A 14,310-nucleotide genomic window follows, 5' to 3' on the forward strand; every position below is an offset into this window, starting at 1 on the left:
CGTGACGCAGCAGCCCGGCCCCCTCGCTCGTGACGAGGGGGCCGGACCAGCCCGATCTTCCACTACCCAGGAGCAGACCGCCATGACCCTCCCGTTCAGCCTTGCCGACCTTGACGATCCGACCGGCTACTACCCGTCCCAGATCGGCGTGTTCTGCGACGGCTGCGGGACCACCGTCACCCACGACTACGTGGTCCACACCGACATGACCCGGACCCAACGCCTCGACGTCGCCCGTACCCACCTCACGGACAACGAGGGCTGGTCGTGCACCGCCGCTGCGGACCTGTGCGCCAGCTGCAAGACCCGGGACGGCGCCGAAGCCGCGGAGGTCGGCCCGCGCTGCGGCAACAACCCGAACATCCGCCTCAGCCCAGACGACCAGCAGGCCGTCGACGAGTTCAAGGCCTACCTCAAGCGCCGCAAAGCCCAGGCCTGACCCCCGCCGCCTGGCCGCTCCGCACCACCGCGGGGCGGCCACCACCCGCACACCAACCCGGAGGCAGGCCGTGCCCATCCGCCCCGAGAACCGCGACCGCTACCCGATCAACTGGCCCGACATCAGCCGCAGCATCCGCGTCGACCGTGCCCGCCTCCGCTGCGAGTGCGACGGGCGCTGCGGAACCAGCCACGACGGGCGTTGCGCCGCCCGCAACAGCCGCCCCAGTCCCATGACCGGCTCGCTCGTCGTCCTCACCGTCGCCCACCTCGACCACAACCCGGCGAACTGCGACCCCGCCAACCTCATGGCCGCCTGCCAGGTATGCCACTTGCGCTACGACCGCGAGCACCACGCCCAGACCCGCGCCGCCACCCGCCGCGCCGCCATCACCGCCGCCGGCCAGCTCACCTTGGAGAGCCCGTGACCGCTCACCCGCCCCGCATCCGCTGGCACGTCGAGACCTACGACCCGGTCGCCGCCGAGTGGTCGTCCGGCACCTCCTTCACCGACCGGCAGACCGCCGTCAAGGCGATGGTCTACCGCGACGAGAGGTACTTGAAGTGGGCTGACGAGACGCCCGTGCGGCGCCGCATCGTTGTGGAGATCACCACCTACCAGGACATGACCGGGCCCGCACCGCTGCCCCGCTTCCCGAGGGGCGGGTTCGTCTACACCGACTTCGCCGGCCAGGACTTCGCCGCCGTCCCCGGCGAAACCCCCGACGGCCGGCCCGCGGCCCGCATCCTCACCGGCAGCGAGGAGGTCGGCCACGCCGAGGCGACGATCCCCCTCGACCGGCTGGAGGAGATCATCACCGGACTCCGCGACATCGCCCGGCAGCAGGCCCCGGCCCGGCCGACGGTCGTCATCCACGAGAAGCCCGCCGAGCCGCCGATCATCATCGTCCGCCGCGGCCCCGAAGGGCGGGCCCGAGCATGAGCGAGCAGCCCGCACCCGGCGAGGTCCGCCAAGTCCTCGTCCCCGCCACCCTCTGGGCCGGCCTGGAACTGTTCCTCGCCGCCTACCACGGGGCCGAACTCACCCGCGTCGGACAGTTCGACGGGGACGAGCTGACCACGTGGTCCATCACCCCGATGCAGTCCCGGCTCGACCGGGCCGCCGCCGGGGAGCAGCCGTGCTGACCCTCCTCCTGGCCGTCGCGGCCGCCGTCGGCTACCTCACCGGCCGGACCCGGCCCGCGCGTCGCGTCTCCGACTGGGCGCACTGGCAGACCCGGCCGACCGGCCTCCGGCTCGCCGCGGTATGGACGATCCGCACCGCCGAGGATCTCAGCTGGATCGCCACCCACCCGCGGCAGGCCTGGCGCTCGTGGCGGACTCGCAACGACCCGCCCGCCCGGGTGCCGGTGCCCGTCCGCGCCGACCCCTGGCCGCCCGAGGGCCCACGGTGAACGGCTGGGTGTTCGGACTCGCCGCCGGGTGGGCCGTAGGCGCCGTGGCCGTGTGCGCCTTCCTCGCCGTCGGACGCCGCCGCCGCGACCGCCAGGCCGCCCACCGCGCCACAGCCCTCCAGGCCCGCCGTCAAGCCGCGTCCTGGGGCAAGCAGCACCAGAACCCCAACCGCCCCCGCACAGCCCGGCAGACGCCCGCCTGGGCCCGCACCGACCACCACAACGGAAGGCACCGACGATGAGCCAGCCCAGCGCCTACGAACGGCTCCAACAAGCAGCAGCCGCAGCGAACAGGGGCGCCGCCCTCCTCGCCATGGACACCCTCCGCAATGTCCACCGCGAGTGCGCCGACCTCGAAACCGAATGGCGCCGCCGTCAAGACCCGGGTGCCGACCAGGTCCGTGCCGTCCTCGCCCGCATCCGCGCCCAGCTCACCCCGGCCGTCGGACCGTACGACTCCATCGAGGAGCGGGCGCAGCGCCTCGTCGACCACCTCTTCGCCGACACCGAGGGAGACCGCCAGTGACCACCCGGGAAGAGCTCACCGCCCTCCGAGCCCGCGCCCTCGAACGCGCCTACGCCCTCACCGACCTGTGGACCGGCGACACCACCCCCACCACCCGGGCCGACGCCGCCGAGATCTTCGCCGACGTCCTCGAACTCGGCGGCTGGGAACAGCACGACCCCGAGCCCGCGACCCTCCGGCTCGTCCCGGACGGGAGCGGCCGATGACGCCCTCCGAAGAGCTGCGCGCCGCGGCCGAGACCCTGAGGGCCGCCACGATCCGCGGCGCGATAACCGCCACCCCGGCCGTCGCCGCGCTGGTCCGCGCCCGGGGCCCGCTCGCCGAGCTCCTGGACGACCACGCCGCCCGCCTCGACGCCACCACCCACCCCAGCTGGCAGGAGGGCATCGCCGGACCCGCCCTCACCGTGGCCCGCGCGCTCCTCGCCACCCAGCAGAACGGAACACCCCGATGACCCAGCCCCCCGGCCCGATCGGAGCCGCCCTCCAACAGCAAGCCGAACGAGAGCAGGGACAAGGCGTCTGCTGCGGCTGCCGCGGAGCGCACGGCCCCGTCGTCTACCACAACCACCGCGAGCTGCCGTTCTGCGCGCACTGCGCTGACTGCTCCTGCGGCGCCCACCCCTGCGCCCGGCCCGAGCAGCCGGGCCGGCACACTGCGGACAGCGTCACTGACGCCGCCCTCGACCAGCTGTACGACGAGCGGGAGCAGCTGCTCGCCGAGCTCAACGGCCGCGACGAGGAGGCACGCGAGCGCTGGATCAAGCGGCAGCTCGACGAGACCGGGCTCAAGGCCATGGACTTCCGCAACGGCATGACGATGGACATCGAGCCCGCCCGCGAGCTCGTCGCCCACTGGGTCGGCGCCGCCCGCGCCATGCTCGGCGACGCGGAGAACTACAGCGAGACCCCCATCGCGATGGAGGTCAAGGTCGCCGAGGACCCGGAGCGGTTCGCGTTCACCCTGCAGCGCGTTGGCAAGCTCACCCCGCACCAGGCCCGGCAGCAGGCCGAGGCCACCGTCGAACGGGTCCGCGCCGCCATCGCGTCCGCCGACTGGCCGCACGCCCAGGTCTACGCCCGCGACATCCGCGCCGCCCTCGACCCGCCGAAGGAGTCCTGACCATGGCCCGCTCGATCGGCATGGCCGCCAACGCCACCGTCTTCCGCGCCGTCATCACGATCACCAACCGCGACGGCACCGAGGACACCAAGCACGAAGGCCCGTACGGATCCATCGGTGCCGCCCGCGCCCGCGTCTCCTTTTGGACGAACTACCTCGCCGACCGCGACCACGAGACCTGTGAGCGCACCGGCACGAGCCGCGCCCGCGGGTACGTCGAAGAGGGCGCCGTCACCTGGCAGCCCGCCTGAGCCTGCGCCCGGCCCGCTGTCAGTGCGGTGACCGACACTGGACGCATCATCCGCGAGCAGTACCTGAGCACGCGGGGATGCTGCGGGCTGCAGCTGCACGACACCGCCCCACCGGACCCCGACGAGGGGACAGCGCCCGGTGGGGCGGACTGCTGTCACAGCGCGTTACGGGCGGCGCGTGAAGGACGCAGCGTTCGTTACGCCCAGGATGTAACAAACGCTGCACACCCCGGCCGGACCGTAACGCTCAGTATCCGATCAGGCCGCCGGCTCCACCTCAGCCCGGACCGCGGCCGCCCACTCCTCCAGCAACTCCCGATACCGGACTGTCCCCGCACCGCCCGCGGTTACAAGCTGCCTGATCTCGTCGTTGACGACGTGGGCAGGGCGCAGCGCGGCAGGGCCGGTAGGGGTGGGGAGCATGTGATCAGGATATCGGCCGGGGCCCGCGGGCGGGAGACGACGGGTGGCCCGCCGCCCCTGCCACACTGGAGCCCCACCCCGAGGAGGCGCCATGCACCACCCCCAGCCGGAAGCCGATCGGGCCCACCTGAGTGAGGCGGAAGCCCGAGCCTTCTACGACGCCTTCGACAAGCGCAGGGACTACATGCGGGCCGAAGGATTCCACTGGCTGGTCGACGGCGGCGAGGAATGCGTGCCGCTTCCCGGCTGCCCTGGCTGCGGGGCCCCGGGGGAGTCTGTTTCCTGGAGCCTCTACGAGATCGAACTGCTCGTGGATGTTGATCCGTGCGGGCATCGCTTCATCGTGGAACCCGTCGCAGACGAGCGGTGGTTGAGGTAGCGCCGGTCTTCTTCCCCCGTGCCAGACTGGCGGTGCGGTAGCTCAGCGGCCAGAGCTGTCCAGGGAGCAGGGATCGAGGCCCGCCGAAAGGCAAGCGGCACCCCCTCGGGCGTAGGCGCCGGTTCGAGTCCGGTCCGCAGGGTCGATCGCGACGACCGCACGAAGCCCGTCCCCGCGTACGTCGGGGGCGGGCTTCGTCGTGTCACGGCTACTCAGCGGCGGGGGGCGCACCCTTTAGGTCCGTACGCCAGCCCGGGCGCGGAGTGCGAGCCCGGAAGTAGGGCAGCGCCAGCCGCCAGTCCACCGCCTTGGATCGCCCCACCTCGACGACCGGCGGGAAGGCGGGGTCCTCGCGCGACAGCTGCGACACCCGCTGATGGCTGATGTTCTTCACCACCTGCTCGGCCACCAGCCGGCGCGCCAGTTCACGGAACGAGACCATCTCCGGTCCTCCCTGCTCGTCGACCACAGGGCACCATTCTCTCTGACCTACTAGCCATATGGCTAGGAGGTCGCTACGTTTGATCCAGCACCAACAGAACGGCCCCGGCCGGCGCTCGCAACGCCACATGGCCGGGGCCAGCCATCCCACCTGCACAACCAGGAGGAACAGCTATGGCACACCGTACCGATCTCCCTCAGCCGGATGAAGCCCTCCGCCGGGCCGACGCCCACCCGGCCACCCTTCACATCCTCATGCGCCGCGTCGCCCAGTGGATCCGAACCACCGCCCCCCACGCCGGGTTCACCCTGGACGACCTCGACGAGATCACCAGCTCCACCACCTGGACACACCTCAAGCACGCGAGCAACACCGGACGCGTCGACCGCCCCCGGCACAGCGCCCTCCACGCTGTGCTCGTCGCCGCGATGCCGACCCCGCGCGACGGGGAGACCCGTGGGGAGTACGCGCTCCGGCTGATTGCCGCCTCCGGGAGGCCGTCGTGATCGAGGACGCGAACGCCACCGCCGCCGAGCTCCTTGCGCGCGCCGCCGAGGACTACCGGCGCGAGCAGGCCGCCCGCGCCGCCGTCGCCGACCGCCGCGCCTGACCCACCCCGCCCGGCCGGGCCGCACCCGCGAGCCCGGCCCCCGCACGCCCTGGAGCACCCGTGCGCTTCCGCGCCAAGACCAGCGCCCCACCCCGTCGCCGCGGCCCCCGGCCGCCCGCGATCCTCTACGGCGCGGTCGTCCTCGCCCTGCTCTCCCTCATCTGGTCCGGCTACGCCATCACCGACCTCATGCACTCCGGCCGCCTCGGCCTCTCCGTCGCCCTCGCCGGAGACATCGGCTGGATCACCGTCCTGTGGGTCGAGTACCGCCGCATCACCATCACCATCCGCGACAGGGTGATCAGCGCCACGCCCGCCGGCTGGACCATCGCCCTCGGCGTCGCCGCCCTCCTCGTCTTCCACGGCGTCGACGAGCGCAACACCGCGCAGGCCGTCGCCGGACCGTTCGTTGTCCTCGTCGGCAAGGTCGTGTGGATGTATGCGCTCGCCGCGCTTCGCGACCCGGCTGCCCTCACCGCCGACCAGGAAGCCGAGATCGCCTCCGTCATGCGCGACGCCGAGTTCGAGGCCCGGCTCCACGCCGCGCAGCTCGACCAGCTCGACCGGGCCGCCGACGCGGAGATCGCCCGGATCCGCGCCGAGGCCCGCATCACCCGGGCCCGCGACGAGACCGACGCGGAGATCGTGCTGGAACGGATCGAGCAGCGCCGCGCGATCGACCGCCGCACCCCGCTCGCGATCACGGCGAGCAGCGGCGAGCATCCAGCCGAGCCGATCGCGATCACCCCGATCCCGCTCGCCAGCGACCAGCCCGCCCCCCAGCGAGCACCCGTCCTGACCAGCACGATCCGGGATCGCGAGCAGCCGAGCATCGCCGATCTCGCTCGCGATCAAGTCGCGATCACCCCCGACAACCCGACCGCCGTCCGAGCGGTGCTCGCGGCCCGGCCCGACGCGCACGAGCCGTCCGTCGCCGCCGCGGTACGCAGGGCTCGCCGAATCATGAGCGGGGGCTACAACTGATGGCCGACGCCTCGATCACCCGGATCATCCCGCCCGGCGCCCCGCTCCCCCCACGGCCGCCCGACCCCCCGGGCCCGCCGCGGCTGACGCTCCCCGACGACTGGTGGCGCCAGCCGCCCCCGCCCCGGCCACCGACACCCCCGCCGTACACACCGCCCCCGCCACCGCCCGGCCAGGTCGACATCCACGTCACCCTCAGCTGGGCCGCCCCCGAACCCGAACGGCCCGCGTGGTGGCGGCGGATCCGCTGGGGCTACAACGCGGGCTGCCTCCTCTGCGCCGGCCCCGTCTCCGCCCCGCTCGCCTGGGCCCTCGCCGGAGTCCGCGACAGCCAGGGCCTCGCCGGGGCCTGGACCCTCGCCGCAATCCCGATCGCCGTCCTCACCCTCCTCGACAACGGCCGCCGCGTCGAAGCCGAACACGCCATCCCCGAACTGTGGGCCCCGAAGCTCCGCGCCATCCGCGCCCGGATCCTCCTCTACGCCGCCCTCACCGCCACCGCCACCACCCTCCCCGCCACCACCCTCGTCTACGTCCTCACCGGAGTCCGCACATGAACACGCAGTTCACCAGCTACGCCCTCACCGGTGCTGGCCTGGTCGTCGGCGTCGCCCTCCTCGTCGTCCAGCACGCCCGCTGGTGGAAGACCGGAGTCGCAGGGGGAGGGGGCCGCGACCCCAAGGAGCTCATCCCGTTCTGGTCCGGCATCGGGTTCGGCACGCTGATGGTCGCCTGCCCCGCCGGCCTCCTCGGCGTCGCCGCCGGCGCCCTCCGCTGGGGCGGCAACTCCCTCGGCGACTTCGTCATGTCGACCATGACCGGCCAGCGGTCCGCCGTCGTCGCCGCGGCCGCCGCGCCACGCCTCGACGGCAACGGCGCCCTGATCGTCACCGTCCTCGTGATCAGCCTGTTCCTCCTCCGCAAGGCGTTCGCGAAGGTCGCCAAGTCCGGCTTCAAGACCGGCGTCTGGTCCGGGACGCTCCTCGCGATCGGCACCGGCGTGTTCGCCGTCATCGGCAACGCCGTCATCCCCGCGGTCAACTCGGTCGGCGCGCAGCTCATCGGCAGTGCCGTCCACGGGACGTTCCTGTGACCGCCCCGACCTCCCGCGCCTGGGCCCAGGCCGCCGCCGCCCGCCTCACCCTCGGCTCCAAGCGCCTCACCAGCCACCTCACCCGCCGGATCGCCGCCTGGATCCGCAACACCTGGCAGCGGACCATGGCGTGGCTGTCCGACGCCACCGGCCTCGCCTGGGCGGTACGGCTGTGCGTGCTCCTTGCCGCGGCCTGGATTCTCCGCAAGGTCGGCGTCTCGATCGCGGCGGCGGCCGCCCGCCGGATCGAGGCCTCGGCGTGGCTGCTGTGGCCCGCACTCGCCCTGTGGATCATCGCCGCGTGGCGGGCCGGACACCCCGACTGGAAGCCCCGCCCCGCCCCGGCTGCCGCGGAGGAGCCGGAGCCCGAGGCCGAACCGGAGACCGTCTCCCTGGCCAAGGACCACCCCGTCGGGCCGACCCTCGATGACGTCCTCGCCGCCGCCCGGAAGCTCGGCACGCCGCACGTCCATCTGGCCGCGATCGAGCGGCACATCAAGGCCCCGCGCGGCACCGTCCGACCGGTCCTCGTCGAGGCCGGGATCCCCATCTCCGACGTGCGGATGAAGGGGGCCGGCACCAGCACCGGCATCCAGGACTCCGACATCCCGCCCCTCTCCTCCCCCTCTCCGGAAGGGGTTGGCGGCGTTGTTGGTGCAGGTCAGGACGCCAACAACAACAGCAACAACATCCGGGTCACCCGCTCGGCAGGGGGAGCCCAGGTCACCGTCACCGACCTCGCCGAGCAGCGCGCGTACACCGTCTGACCCCGGGGCGGCCGCCGCCTGGCAGCAACCGGCCGCCCCGGGTCCCCGTCACCTCACGAGAGACAGGACCGCCATCATGGACCGCCAAACGATCAGCCTCAATGACCTTCGCAAGGCCAACGCGCAGTCCAAGGATTCCGCACCCCCGCCTCCACCGATCCCGCCCCACCTCCGCCCGAAGGGCCGATGATGGACGGCATGGACGACCTCGTGCAGTTCCTCCGCGACCGCTACGACGAGGACGTTGTGGAGGCGGGCAAGCTGGCTGACGGCGACGACTGGGAGATGGAGCCGTGGCAGGTGCGCCGGGATGAGACCGGCACCTACGACAGCTACGCCTACCTCCGGATCGCCAAGGCGCGCGTCCTCGCCGAGGTCGTCGCCAAGCGGCAGCTCCTCGACGAGCACGGGGACACCAACGACGGAAGCTGCGGCACCTGCGTGGACGGCCAATGGGGCTACCCCGTCCTTGGAAGCAGCACCCCACAGCCCCATCCGTGCCGCACGCTCCGCCTGCTCGCCCTGCCGTACGCCAACCACCCGGACTACCGCGAGGACTGGCGCCCAGCAGGCGGCTGAATTCAGCCACGCAGAAGGGGTGCCGTACCAGCCACCCAGGGCGTAGCGTGAGCCCTGCTGGCGGTGGGGCCACCCCCCGAAGAGGCGTGCTGGATCCTCCCCCCGCAGCGCGCCCAGCAGAGAGCCCCACCGTGCTCCGACACGGCGGGGCTCTCCTGCGTCCGGGTGCGCTATCCGCTCACGGGGCCACCTCTCCGCCGGGGCGCTCCGGAAGCTTGGCGTCGGGGCGCTTGACGTACCACTCCCAGAACTGGCGGGTGACGGCGGACCGGTCGATGCCGGCCCTGTTCGTGGCGGCGTCGAGGTCTTCCCAGAGCTGGTCGTCTGCGCCGCGGATGACGCGCTGCTTGTGCTTGTGGGCGTTGGCCATGGACCCATTCTCTCAGGTGGCTTGCCACCCGTCAAAAGGTGTGCCATTCTGAGGTGGCAAGCCACCCATGAACAGGGTGAACGCGCCAACAAGGGGGACCCCATGACCGAGCACACCAACTGCCTCCGCTGCGGCCGGGTCCTCCGCAACACCAAGTCCATCGCCGCCGGCTACGGCCCCACCTGCAAGGCCAAGGTCCGCGCCGCCGCCAAGGCCGAGATCATCGCCACCTACAAGCCCCACCAGATCGAGAAGGCCCACGAACTCATCGAGCAGGGCGCCCTCATCCCCCTCCGCGGCCACATCTACCTCGCCGTCAGCAGCGACGGCACCGAGACCTACCGCACCCACCGCGCCGCCTGCAACTGCAAGGCCGGCCTCAAGGGCCACCACGTCTGCAAGCACCGCATCGCCGCCCACATCCTCAGCCTCGCCGCCTAGGAGGCGCCGTGAACAACCTCGCCCCCGGCGCCACCCCCGACCCGATCCCCGCCTGGGAAACCACCGGCCAGCACCTCGCCCAGGAAGACCGCGCCTGGGACCTGTGGGAGCAGGACCACCACGACACCGACAACGACTGACAGGAGCACCACCATGAACACCACCCCGCACCCCTTCACCGTCACCATCCTCGATGACGGCGGCCGCGACTACGACTGGACCCACCCCACCGACTGCCCCGACGGCGACCACTGCGACATCGCCCGGCGCGCCGCCCGCCTGCCCGACTGGGACATGGCCGCCCTCGCCGACGGCCGCCCCGACGGCGCGTACCTCCTCGGCCGCGTCGGCTTCCACGGCCTGTGCCTCATCGACACCGCCGGCCGTATCCTTCCCGACACGGGGGCCAACCCGCGCTAAGTGGCCCCTCACGGCCCGTCTCCCTAACCTGGGAGGCGGGCCAATCTGCTGTGTGGCATGCGATCCTGGGGCCAGGAGGGAGGCCACCCATGGGAGACGCACCAGTCCACAAGGTCCGCGACGGACACAACCGGTTCACGGCCACCGTCGACGCCGCCGAGAAGCGGGCCCACGCCGCCCGCCTCCGCGCGATGGGCTGGTCGTACGAGCGGATCGCCAAGGAAGTCGGCTACGCCTGCAGAGGGTCCGCGTACAACGCGGTCAAGCAAGTCCTCGAAGAGACGGTGCGGGAAGCCGGCGACGAGCTGCGCCAGCTGGAACGCGAGCGCCTGGACCGCATGTCCGAAGCGGCATGGGAAGTGCTGGAGCGGCAGCACGTCGTCGTCTCCAACGGCCGCGTCGTCGACCTCAACGGCGCCCCGCTCCCCGACGACGCGCCCGTCCTCCAAGCCATCGACCGCCTGCTCCGCATCTCCGAGTCGCGGCGCAAGCTCGTCGGCCTCGACGCCCCGTCGAAGGTCAGCGTCGAAGCGGACCAGATCGGCAGCGAGATCGCACAGATCCTCGACCGGATCGCGCAGCGGCCGGACGATGACGGCACCCCCTGACCTGACCCGGTTCCGCGCGCAGGTCGAAGAGCTCGTGCGGGCCGGGGACTCCAAGCAGCTGCGCGTGATCCGCGACCGTCTCAAGGCGGGCCTGGAGCAGCGGGAATTGGCCGAGCGCGCGGCCCGCTACCAGGGCCATCCGGTCACCTGGGTCCGCGAACGCCTGCGACAGACGGTCTGGTCGAAACAGCGGGAGATCCTCAACGCGGTCCGCGATCACCGGCGTACGGCCGTCCGCTCCGGCCACGGCGTCGGCAAGAGCTGGACAGCGGCGCTCGTCGTCACTTGGTGGCTCGACACCCACCCGCCCGGCGAAGCGTTCGTCGTATCGACGGCTCCGACGTTCTCCCAAGTCCGGGCGATCCTGTGGCGGTACATCCGCAAGCACCACCGCTCCGGCCAGCTCGCCGGCCGCGTCAACCAGACCGAGTGGCTGATCGACGATGAGCTCGTCGGCTACGGCCGCAAACCCGCTGATCACGATGCGAGTGGCTTCCAGGGCATCCACGCCCGGTACGTCCTCGTGATCCTCGATGAGGCGTGCGGGATCCCCGAGCAGCTATGGATCGCGGCCGACGCGCTGGCGACCGGGCCCGACTGCCGGATCCTCGCCATCGGCAATCCGGACAATCCGGCGTCCCACTTCCGGAAGGTCTGCACGCCGGGGTCCGGCTGGCACCAGATCACCATCTCCGCGTTCGACTCCCCGAACCTGACCGGCGAGGAAGTCCCGGAGGAGATGTCCGCGTCCCTCGTCGGCGCCGACTGGGTCGCGGAGAAGACACGGGAGTGGGGCGAGGACAACCCGGTCTACAGGAGCAAGGTCCTGGGGGAGTTCACGTCCGACGCTCCCAACCAGGTGGTGCGCGCATCCGACATCGCAGCATGCCGGGTCGCCCTCGACGCGCGCCCGCGGCCGGAGACCATGGTGCCCGTCGAGCTGGGCGTCGACGTCGGTGGTGGTGGCGACGAGACCGTCATCCGCGAGCGCCGCGGCCGGCACGCGGGCAGGGAGTGGCGGGCGCACACCGACCGGCCGGAGCTGATCGCCCCACTCATCATCCAGGCCATCAAGGACACCGGCGCGACCGCCGTCAAGATCGACAGCATTGGCATCGGCTTCGGGGTGATCGGCGAGCTCCGCAACGCGGCCAACCGTGGCGAGCACACCGCGTCGATCGTCGCGGTCAACGTCGCCGAGTCCGCCAGCGACAAGACGAAGTACGTCAACCTTCGCGCGGAGATGTGGTGGGAGGTCGGCCGCGGTCTGTCTGCGTCCGCCGGCTGGGATCTCGCCCGCATGGAGAACGCGGACACCACGATCGCCCAGCTCCTGGAGCCCCGTTGGGACGTCGACCCGAACGGGAAGATCCGCGTGGAGCCCAAGGCCGAAATCATCAAACGGCTGGGTCGGAGCCCCGACAACGCCGACGCACTGCTGCTCGCGTTCTACAGCGCGGGCCGGACCCGGGTGAGGTGGCTGTGAGCCGCAAAACGATCGTCAGCGTCCTAAATAGGGCTCTTCCCGCCGTATTGGCATTGACTGGAACTATGCTAGTGGCGATCGGCATAGGTATGATCTATCAACCAGCCGGCTGGATCAGCCTCGGCCTGGGGGCATGGCTCCTCGAATGGCGCTACGACAGCACCAACGAGGCCGGACGGTAGGAGGTGGCCATGGGGAGGACGATGCTCGGCGCCATCCTCAACCGCGTCGCCGCCCCCGCCGCACCGCCTGTCCCGTTCTCCAGCCGCGCCCAGTCCCACGGCTTCGGCTTCGGCGGACGCCGCGACGCCACCGCGCAGATGGCCGCCATGGGCAGCGTGGGCACGCTGTTCTCCATCGTCAACCGCACGTCGAACGCCACGTCGCAGGTCGAGTGGAAGCTGTGGCGCAAGGCGAAGTCCGGCCGCAAAGAGGACCGGGTCGAAGTCACGTCGCACGCAGCCCTCGACCTGTGGAACAAGCCGAACCCGTTCATGCCGCGGCAGGAATTCGTCGAGGTTGTGCAGCAGCACGTCGACCTCACCGGCGAAGGCTGGTGGGTCGTCTCCCGACACAAGGCGTCTCCGATCCCGCTGGAGCTGTGGCCCGTCCGCCCCGACCGGATCACCCCGATCCCGGACCCGGAGACCTACCTCCGCGGCTACATGTACCAGGGCCCCGACGGACAGCAGATCGCGCTGGAGCTGAACCAGGTCATCCAACTGCGGATGCCGAACCCGCTGGACCCGTACCGCGGAATGGGCCCCGTGCAGGCGATCATGACCGACCTCGACGCCACGAAGTACAGCGCCGAGTGGAACCGCAACTTCTTCCTCAACAGTGCTGAGCCCGGCGGGATCATCGAGGTCCCCAACGCCCTCTCCGACCCGCAGTTCGACGAGCTGCGCGCCCGCTGGAACGAGCAGCACCGCGGCGTCGCCAACGCTCACAGGGTCGCGATCCTGGAGCACGGCAAGTGGATCGACCGCAAATTCACCCAGCGGGACATGCAGTTCGCCGAGCTACAGGGCGTGTCCAACGGCGTGATCCGGGGCGCCTTCGGCATGCCGAAGTTCGCCGTCGGTGACGTAGAGGACGTGAACCGCGCCAGCGCTGACGCCTCTGCCGCCTGGTTCTCCTCCATGCTCACCGTGCCTCGGCTGGAGCGCTTCAAGAGCGCCCTCAACCACGACCTGCTGCCGATGTTCGGCGCCACAACGCAGGACCTGGAGTTCGACTACGAAAACCCCGTCAGCGAAGACCGAGAGCTGGCAGCCAAGGAGCTCACTGCCCGTACATCCGCCGCCCGAACCCTGATCGAAGCCGGCCTGTCCACCGAGGCGGTCCTCGCTGCGGTTGGGCTGCCGGACATCGAAGCTGCGCCCGCTGCGGGCGGCGAAGGCCAGGCGACGCCGCGTGAGATCGCCGACATGGTCCAGTCGATCTATCTGGGTGTCGGCACCGTCCTCACCTCCGCGGAGGCCAGGGAGATCTGCAACCGGGCCGGCGCCGGGCTGGATCTGTCCGTGGTGCTGTCCGGCGAGAGGTCTCGCCGGCCCAAGTCTCCCGCTGTCGCGGCTCCGGCGGCGAGCGGGGAGGAGGAGGCGGTCGGCTCGCTGCCGCTCGGGCCTGAGCTGGCCGCCTTCCTCGGCGTGCCCGACGTGCAGGCGGCGCAGCGCTGGGTGGTCGTGGCCTCCGACGACGACAACTCGTGTGAGCCGTGCCGGGACAACGACGGCCGCCTGTACAAGAACCGGGCGGCCGCCTACCGGGACTACCCGGGCGGGGCGGGTTACATCCACTGCATCGGCGCCGAGCACGGCAACGCCTGCCGCTGCAAGGTCATCAAGCGCGGCAAGGCCAGCGAGGGCGAGGAGTGACGCAGATGTCGACGTGGTGCATCATGAGTAACGACTCGCGGGGAGTTGCGGAGTCCGCTGTGCGCAGGCTGGGGCC

At 71.5% G+C, this 14,310-nt stretch carries 26 protein-coding genes; 24 read left to right on the forward strand and 2 right to left on the reverse strand.

Annotated features, from left to right (window positions below):
• Nucleotides 1-82 precede the first annotated feature (82 nt).
• The 12 genes from ACFWTC_RS03060 (at nt 83) to ACFWTC_RS03115 (ending at nt 4,554) form a co-directional block, all read left to right on the forward strand.
• Nucleotides 83-439 carry a hypothetical protein gene (locus ACFWTC_RS03060; RefSeq protein ID WP_384025493.1) on the forward strand — a complete coding sequence of 119 codons (357 nt, stop codon included), beginning with the start codon at nt 83-85 and terminating at the stop codon, nt 437-439.
• A gap of 70 nt (nt 440-509) precedes the next feature.
• Nucleotides 510-866, forward strand: a complete 357-nt coding sequence (locus tag ACFWTC_RS03065; protein ID WP_384073989.1) for a hypothetical protein — start codon at nt 510-512, stop codon at nt 864-866.
• Nucleotides 863-1,381: a hypothetical protein gene (locus tag ACFWTC_RS03070; protein WP_384073992.1), complete on the forward strand. Its 519-nt coding sequence runs from the start codon at nt 863-865 to the stop codon at nt 1,379-1,381. The genes ACFWTC_RS03065 and ACFWTC_RS03070 overlap by 4 nt, the downstream gene beginning before the upstream one ends.
• Nucleotides 1,378-1,584 carry a hypothetical protein gene (locus ACFWTC_RS03075; RefSeq protein WP_384025502.1) on the forward strand — a complete coding sequence of 69 codons (207 nt, stop codon included), beginning with the start codon at nt 1,378-1,380 and terminating at the stop codon, nt 1,582-1,584. Before ACFWTC_RS03070 ends, ACFWTC_RS03075 begins: the two co-directional genes overlap by 4 nt.
• Complete coding sequence (locus ACFWTC_RS03080) at nt 1,578-1,853, forward strand: hypothetical protein (RefSeq protein WP_384073995.1); 276 nt, start codon at nt 1,578-1,580, stop codon at nt 1,851-1,853. The genes ACFWTC_RS03075 and ACFWTC_RS03080 overlap by 7 nt, the downstream gene beginning before the upstream one ends.
• On the forward strand, nt 1,850-2,095 hold the full coding sequence (locus ACFWTC_RS03085) for a hypothetical protein (protein WP_384025507.1): 246 nt from the start codon (nt 1,850-1,852) through the stop codon (nt 2,093-2,095). Before ACFWTC_RS03080 ends, ACFWTC_RS03085 begins: the two co-directional genes overlap by 4 nt.
• Nucleotides 2,092-2,379, forward strand: coding sequence for a hypothetical protein (locus ACFWTC_RS03090; RefSeq protein ID WP_384025510.1), 288 nt, complete (start codon nt 2,092-2,094; stop codon nt 2,377-2,379). The genes ACFWTC_RS03085 and ACFWTC_RS03090 overlap by 4 nt, the downstream gene beginning before the upstream one ends.
• Complete coding sequence (locus ACFWTC_RS03095; RefSeq protein WP_384025513.1) at nt 2,376-2,585, forward strand: hypothetical protein; 210 nt, start codon at nt 2,376-2,378, stop codon at nt 2,583-2,585. Before ACFWTC_RS03090 ends, ACFWTC_RS03095 begins: the two co-directional genes overlap by 4 nt.
• On the forward strand, nt 2,582-2,833 hold the full coding sequence (locus ACFWTC_RS03100) for a hypothetical protein (protein WP_384025516.1): 252 nt from the start codon (nt 2,582-2,584) through the stop codon (nt 2,831-2,833). The genes ACFWTC_RS03095 and ACFWTC_RS03100 overlap by 4 nt, the downstream gene beginning before the upstream one ends.
• Nucleotides 2,830-3,501, forward strand: coding sequence for a hypothetical protein (locus tag ACFWTC_RS03105; RefSeq protein WP_384025519.1), 672 nt, complete (start codon nt 2,830-2,832; stop codon nt 3,499-3,501). Before ACFWTC_RS03100 ends, ACFWTC_RS03105 begins: the two co-directional genes overlap by 4 nt.
• A gap of 2 nt (nt 3,502-3,503) precedes the next feature.
• Nucleotides 3,504-3,752, forward strand: coding sequence for a hypothetical protein (locus tag ACFWTC_RS03110; RefSeq protein WP_384025521.1), 249 nt, complete (start codon nt 3,504-3,506; stop codon nt 3,750-3,752).
• Between the two features lie 514 nt (nt 3,753-4,266).
• Nucleotides 4,267-4,554 (forward strand): hypothetical protein, encoded by a 288-nt coding sequence (locus tag ACFWTC_RS03115; protein WP_384025524.1) that lies wholly within the window; start codon nt 4,267-4,269, stop codon nt 4,552-4,554.
• A 208-nt stretch (nt 4,555-4,762) separates the two neighbouring features.
• Here ACFWTC_RS03115 and ACFWTC_RS03120 read toward each other — a convergent pair whose 3' ends face one another.
• Nucleotides 4,763-5,023 carry a hypothetical protein gene (locus ACFWTC_RS03120; RefSeq protein WP_384073998.1) on the reverse strand — a complete coding sequence of 87 codons (261 nt, stop codon included), beginning with the start codon at nt 5,021-5,023 and terminating at the stop codon, nt 4,763-4,765.
• A 146-nt stretch (nt 5,024-5,169) separates the two neighbouring features.
• Here ACFWTC_RS03120 and ACFWTC_RS03125 point away from each other — a divergent pair, with 146 nt between their 5' ends.
• The 6 genes from ACFWTC_RS03125 to ACFWTC_RS03150 all read left to right on the forward strand — a co-directional run bounded on the left by ACFWTC_RS03125 (nt 5,170) and on the right by ACFWTC_RS03150 (nt 9,029).
• A complete protein-coding gene (locus tag ACFWTC_RS03125) occupies nt 5,170-5,502 on the forward strand; it encodes a hypothetical protein (protein WP_384074002.1) in 333 nt (110 codons plus the stop codon).
• Between the two features lie 164 nt (nt 5,503-5,666).
• A complete protein-coding gene (locus tag ACFWTC_RS03130; protein WP_384025533.1) occupies nt 5,667-6,590 on the forward strand; it encodes a hypothetical protein in 924 nt (307 codons plus the stop codon).
• The gene (locus ACFWTC_RS03135; protein ID WP_384074005.1) at nt 6,590-7,147 is read left to right on the forward strand and encodes a hypothetical protein; all 558 of its coding nucleotides are present in this window, start codon (nt 6,590-6,592) and stop codon (nt 7,145-7,147) included. The genes ACFWTC_RS03130 and ACFWTC_RS03135 overlap by 1 nt, the downstream gene beginning before the upstream one ends.
• The gene (locus ACFWTC_RS03140; protein WP_384025538.1) at nt 7,144-7,683 is read left to right on the forward strand and encodes a hypothetical protein; all 540 of its coding nucleotides are present in this window, start codon (nt 7,144-7,146) and stop codon (nt 7,681-7,683) included. Before ACFWTC_RS03135 ends, ACFWTC_RS03140 begins: the two co-directional genes overlap by 4 nt.
• Nucleotides 7,680-8,450: a hypothetical protein gene (locus ACFWTC_RS03145; RefSeq protein WP_384025541.1), complete on the forward strand. Its 771-nt coding sequence runs from the start codon at nt 7,680-7,682 to the stop codon at nt 8,448-8,450. Before ACFWTC_RS03140 ends, ACFWTC_RS03145 begins: the two co-directional genes overlap by 4 nt.
• A gap of 198 nt (nt 8,451-8,648) precedes the next feature.
• Nucleotides 8,649-9,029: a DUF6221 family protein gene (locus tag ACFWTC_RS03150; protein WP_384074008.1), complete on the forward strand. Its 381-nt coding sequence runs from the start codon at nt 8,649-8,651 to the stop codon at nt 9,027-9,029.
• A gap of 178 nt (nt 9,030-9,207) precedes the next feature.
• On the opposite strand, the gene ACFWTC_RS03155 is transcribed toward ACFWTC_RS03150, so the two are convergent.
• Nucleotides 9,208-9,399: a hypothetical protein gene (locus tag ACFWTC_RS03155; protein WP_384074011.1), complete on the reverse strand. Its 192-nt coding sequence runs from the start codon at nt 9,397-9,399 to the stop codon at nt 9,208-9,210.
• A 102-nt stretch (nt 9,400-9,501) separates the two neighbouring features.
• Between ACFWTC_RS03155 and ACFWTC_RS03160 the strand changes: the two genes are divergently transcribed.
• From ACFWTC_RS03160 to ACFWTC_RS03185, 6 genes are all read left to right on the forward strand, one after another.
• Nucleotides 9,502-9,840 carry a DUF6011 domain-containing protein gene (locus ACFWTC_RS03160; protein WP_384074013.1) on the forward strand — a complete coding sequence of 113 codons (339 nt, stop codon included), beginning with the start codon at nt 9,502-9,504 and terminating at the stop codon, nt 9,838-9,840.
• A gap of 8 nt (nt 9,841-9,848) precedes the next feature.
• Complete coding sequence (locus tag ACFWTC_RS03165; protein ID WP_384074016.1) at nt 9,849-9,980, forward strand: hypothetical protein; 132 nt, start codon at nt 9,849-9,851, stop codon at nt 9,978-9,980.
• Nucleotides 9,981-9,993: 13 nt separating this feature from the next.
• Nucleotides 9,994-10,260 carry a hypothetical protein gene (locus ACFWTC_RS03170; RefSeq protein WP_384025567.1) on the forward strand — a complete coding sequence of 89 codons (267 nt, stop codon included), beginning with the start codon at nt 9,994-9,996 and terminating at the stop codon, nt 10,258-10,260.
• A gap of 89 nt (nt 10,261-10,349) precedes the next feature.
• The gene (locus ACFWTC_RS03175) at nt 10,350-10,868 is read left to right on the forward strand and encodes a hypothetical protein (RefSeq protein ID WP_384074019.1); all 519 of its coding nucleotides are present in this window, start codon (nt 10,350-10,352) and stop codon (nt 10,866-10,868) included.
• Nucleotides 10,852-12,354 carry a hypothetical protein gene (locus ACFWTC_RS03180; protein WP_384074022.1) on the forward strand — a complete coding sequence of 501 codons (1,503 nt, stop codon included), beginning with the start codon at nt 10,852-10,854 and terminating at the stop codon, nt 12,352-12,354. Before ACFWTC_RS03175 ends, ACFWTC_RS03180 begins: the two co-directional genes overlap by 17 nt.
• Before the next feature lie 191 nt (nt 12,355-12,545).
• The gene (locus tag ACFWTC_RS03185) at nt 12,546-14,234 is read left to right on the forward strand and encodes a phage portal protein (protein WP_384025576.1); all 1,689 of its coding nucleotides are present in this window, start codon (nt 12,546-12,548) and stop codon (nt 14,232-14,234) included.
• Nucleotides 14,235-14,310 lie beyond the last annotated feature (76 nt).

The sequence above is a fragment of the Streptomyces sp. NPDC058619 genome (genome assembly GCF_042717785.1).
Taxonomy (GTDB): domain Bacteria; phylum Actinomycetota; class Actinomycetes; order Streptomycetales; family Streptomycetaceae; genus Streptomyces.